Origin of the sequence: Streptomyces rectiviolaceus, from assembly GCF_039533825.1 — a bacterium.
Taxonomy (GTDB): Bacteria; Actinomycetota; Actinomycetes; order Streptomycetales; family Streptomycetaceae; genus Streptomyces; species Streptomyces rectiviolaceus.
This window is the reverse complement of record NZ_BAAAUG010000166.1, coordinates 1-4,072: the sequence shown is the minus strand read 5'-3', so window position 1 is coordinate 4,072 and position 4,072 is coordinate 1. Positions and strand designations below refer to the sequence as shown.

At 72.8% G+C, this 4,072-nt stretch carries 5 protein-coding genes; 3 read left to right on the top strand and 2 right to left on the bottom strand.

The features are described from left to right. Positions 1–704, top strand: a 704-nt coding sequence (locus tag ABD378_RS36635; RefSeq protein WP_425583942.1) for a TerD family protein, incomplete at its 5' end; no start/stop codon positions are given. 16 nt (positions 705–720) lie between these two features. On the opposite strand, the gene ABD378_RS36630 is transcribed toward ABD378_RS36635, so the two are convergent. Next, positions 721–1,896: a glycosyltransferase gene (locus tag ABD378_RS36630; RefSeq protein ID WP_344528385.1), complete on the bottom strand. Its 1,176-nt coding sequence runs from the start codon at positions 1,894–1,896 to the stop codon at positions 721–723. A gap of 58 nt (positions 1,897–1,954) precedes the next feature. On the opposite strand from ABD378_RS36630, the gene ABD378_RS36625 reads away from it, so the two are divergent. Next, positions 1,955–2,740 (top strand): glutamate racemase, encoded by a 786-nt coding sequence (locus ABD378_RS36625; protein ID WP_344528383.1) that lies wholly within the window; start codon positions 1,955–1,957, stop codon positions 2,738–2,740. A gap of 67 nt (positions 2,741–2,807) precedes the next feature. Next, positions 2,808–3,362 (top strand): hypothetical protein, encoded by a 555-nt coding sequence (locus ABD378_RS36620; protein WP_344528381.1) that lies wholly within the window; start codon positions 2,808–2,810, stop codon positions 3,360–3,362. Here the strand turns inward: ABD378_RS36620 and ABD378_RS36615 are convergent. Then, on the bottom strand, positions 3,319–4,072 hold a 754-nt coding region (locus tag ABD378_RS36615), incomplete at its 5' end, for an O-antigen ligase family protein (RefSeq protein ID WP_344528379.1). The genes ABD378_RS36620 and ABD378_RS36615 overlap by 44 nt on opposite strands.

Below are 4,072 nucleotides of genomic sequence, written 5' to 3'. Positions count from 1 at the left end.
CCCCTGCCCAGGCCCCGCCGCCGCCCGCCCAGGCGCCCGATGCCGCGCCCGCCGCAGCCCAGCCCGTGCGCCTCTCCAAAGTCACGCTCACCAAGGAAGCGCCGTCCGTCTCGCTCACCAAGCAGGGCGGCACATCCGGCGCGATGCGCGTGAACCTCAACTGGGAGGTGCGCAAGCAGTTCAAGGGCTGGGCCAGCAAGCTCGGCCGGGCCGTGGCGATGCACGCGGACCTCGACCTGGACCTGTGCGCCCTGTACGAACTGGCCGACGGCCGCAAGGGAGTGGTCCAGGCGCTGGGCAACGCCTTCGGAGCGCTCGACCAGCCTCCGTACCTCCTGCTCGACGGCGACGACCGCACCGGCGCCGTGGCCAGCGGCGAGAACCTCACGGTCAACCTCGACCACATCAAGGACTTCAAGCGCATCGTCATCTTCGTGACGATCTACGAAGGCGCGCGCAGCTTCGCCGACCTGAACGCCACAGTGACCCTGCAGCCGCAGCACGGCGCCTCCATCGACTTCTCGCTCGACGAGTGCACGGTGCCCTCCACGGTGTGCGCGCTCGCGCTGCTCACGAACACCAACGGCGACCTCTTCGTCCAGCGCGAGGCCCGCTACCTCGTGCCCGAGCGCGGTGTGAGCCCGCAGCGCACCATCGACTACGCGTACGGCTGGGGCATGAACTGGACGCCCGGCAGGAAGTAGCCGCCTTCGCGGGTGATCAGTGCTGTTCGGGAGCGGGGTCGGGGCGGGAGTAGGTCCGCCCCTTCCACGCCGCTCCGCGCCCCCTGTAGTGCTGCACCGCTGAATCCACCGTCATGAGGAGGTAGAGGAAAGCGGTGAACGGCAGCAGGGGAGCGAGCCAGAGGGTCTGCCGGTAGTAGCGCAGCATCGGGATGTACGTCGCCGTCATCACGAGCCACGCGGCTCCACCGAGCACGGCGGGCAGCGCGCTGCCGGTGGCCAGGCCGCCGATCAGCGCGACCGGGGGCACCAGATAGATCAGGGCGAGCCCCAGGACCGTACCGAGCAGGATCAGGGGATTGTGCCGCAGTTGGGCGTAGGCGCTGCGCGACACCATCCGCCAGAGATCGCCGAGCCCGGGGTAGGGGCGCACACTGTCGACGCGCTCCGCGAGCCCCAGCCAGATGCGGCCGCCCGAGCGCTTCACCGCCCTGGCGAGCGTCACGTCGTCGATCACGGCATGCCGGATGGAGTCGGGGATCCCCGCGCGTTCGGCGGCCACCGTGCTCACCAGGACGCATCCGCCGGCGGCCGCGGCCGTGCGGGACTCTCTCTTGGCGATCCAGCGGAACGGATACAGCTGCGCGAAGAAGTACACGAACGCCGGGACGACGAGCCGCTCCCACGTGCTCGCGACGCGCAGCCGCGCCATCTGCGAGACAAGGTCGAAACCGGCCGTCTCCGCCGCGGCGACCAACTCCCGCAGACTGTCCGGCTCATGGGCGATGTCCGCGTCGGTCAGCAGCAGATACCGGGGCGCACGCGCGCGTGCCAGGCCGATGCCGTGCCGTACGGCCCAGAGCTTGCCGGTCCAGCCCGGCGGCGGCTCCCCGGGTGAGTCGACGGTCAGCGGCAGGCCTCCGTGCCGGTCGGCAAGGCCGCGGGCCAGCGCACCGGTGCCGTCCGAACTCCCGTCGTCGACAAGGAAGATCTCGGCCTGCCCGGGGTAGTCCTGGGCGAGCAGCGAGGGCAGGCTCTCGGGCAGCACGGCGGCCTCGTCGCGGGCGGGGACGACGACGCAGACCGATGGCCAGGTGTCCGGTTCGCGGCGCGACGGCAGACGCAGGTCCGTGCGCCAGAAGAAGCCCTGTCCCAACAGCAGCCACAGCCAGGCGGCAAGCGATGCGGCGGCGGTCCACACAACGGCGCTCATCCGCCGCAGTCTGCCCCACGGCCCCGGGCGCCGGGGGCCGATCGACTATGGTGACCGGGTGAAGATCGCGCTCATTGACTCCGGTATCGGCCTGCTCCCCGCGGCGGCGGCGGTACGTCGCCTGCGGCCGGACGCCGATCTCGTCCTCTCGTCGGACCCCGACGGACTGCCCTGGGGACCGCGCTCCGCAGAGGACGTCATCCAGCGCTCGCTCGCCATCGCGGAGGCGGCCGCGGCGCACCACCCCGAAGCACTGATCGTGGCCTGCAACACCTCGTCCGTGCACGCCCTGCCCGCCCTGCGCGCCCGGTTCGAGCCCGACCTGCCCATCATCGGGACCGTACCGGCGATCAAGCCGGCCGCGGCGGGCGGCGGCCCCATCGCCATCTGGGCCACTCCCGCCACCACCGGAAGCCCCTACCAGCGCGGCCTCATCGAGGAGTTCGCCGGCGGCGTCGGCGTCACGGAGGTGCCCTGCCCCGGCCTGGCGGACGCCGTGCAGTACGCCGACGAAGCGGCCATCGACCGGGCGGTCGCCGCCGCGGCGGCCCTCACTCCGCGTGACGTAAGGGCCGTCGTCCTGGGCTGCACCCATTACGAGCTGGTCGGAGAGCGCATCCGCGCGGCCCTCCAGCAGCCCGAGCTGCCGCCCCTCGTCCTGCACGGCTCCGCCGGAGCGGTCGCGGCGCAGGCGCTGCGCAGGACCGGAGAACTCCCCGGTCCCGGCAACGGCGCGGAAGGCGGCCTGACGGTGATCCTGAGCGGCCGCGCCTCCGAGCTGCCCGTCGCCGCCCACACGTACGCCGAGGGCAGGCTGCTCGCGGCGGTCAGCCCCGCGCGCTGAATCCCGTACGGAGGTGACGCTCCGCGATGCGGTGCCTTCCCTCCGGAACGTGGGTACTCTCGGACGCATGAGGGACCACACCCACAGTGAGCGGGGCAGCACAGCCGACGCCCTGCCCGAAGTCTGGACCGGCAAGGCGACCAACCGCGTGCAGTGGCTGCTCGCGCTGGCCGGTGCCCTGTGTCTGGCACTGGGGATCGAGCTGGCCGTCGACAACATGTGGACGTCCGGGATCGCGGCCCTGGCCATGTCCGTCGTGGGGTGCATCGCCGCCGGGCTTCTGATCCTGTTCGGCACCCTCGCCTTCGTCCATGTCGCCGTGAAGGTCGACAAGGACTCCCTGGAAGTGCGCTGCGGCCACATGGGCCTGCCGCGCCGCCGCATCCCCCTCTCCCACGTAGTGGGCGCCGACTTCGCGCAGGCCGTCAGCCCCAGGCAGTGGGGCGGCTGGGGCTACCGCTCGCGGCCCGACATCGGCACCGCTGTCGTGGTCAGGCGTGGTGAGGGCCTGGTGCTCAGCCTGGGTGACGGCCGCACGTTCACGGTCACCGTCGACGACGCCGAAGCGGCCGTACGGATCATTCGCGACCGGCTGTCCGTGGCGGGGACCCCGGCGGCCTGACCTGCACCGGCTCGTCGCCCAGCGGTCGCGCCGTGGCGATGCCCGCGAGGTGCCCCGCGCCCGTCGTCACCGCCGTGACGCTCAGCGCGTTGCCGACCGAGGCCACGGCGGCAAGCGCCGTCAGGGCAGCGCCCGCCGACAGGACGACCTGAGTGGAGCGCGGCGAGCGGTACAGGGCGTACAGAAGCCAGCAGAACACCGCCGCGAGCAGGACCACGCCCGCCAGCCCCTGCTCGGCCGCCTGCTGCAGCGGCGCCGAATGGGGTTTGCCGTCCGTCAGGAGATTCTCGGCCACCGTGGGGCTGGAGTCGGCGAACCTGCCGGGGCCCACGCCGAGCGCCGGCTCCCGGCCCGCGAGGGTGAGCGCGTCGTGCCACAGCTGGACCCGGTGCCCGTCGAGCTGACCCTCCAGGGACGCGCTCAGCCCCTCCGGGAGTACGTCGTCGGCGATCGCCCAGGTCAGACCGGTCACCACCGCCGTCGCCAGGGCGAGGCCGGCCAGGCCGAGCATCCGGCGCCGCATGAGGGCGGTCGCCAGTGAACAGAGCAGGACCCCGGTGCACGCGACGACACCGGCCATCGAGCCGAGCACCGCGGCGGCCACCACGATCCCCACGGAGAGCAGCCGCATCGCGAGCCGCGTCGGGGGCCGCCGTGCCGCCCACGCCGCGGAGCAGGCCGCCCCCGACGCCAGGATCAGGAGCGCTGCC

Excerpts from the sequence above, each read along its gene's own strand:
- ABD378_RS36630 (WP_344528385.1), bottom strand. The coding sequence starts at position 1,896 with ATGAGCGCCGTTGTGTGGACCGCCGCCGCATCGCTTGCCGCCTGGCTG.
- ABD378_RS36620 (WP_344528381.1), top strand. The coding sequence starts at position 2,808 with ATGAGGGACCACACCCACAGTGAGCGGGGCAGCACAGCCGACGCCCTG.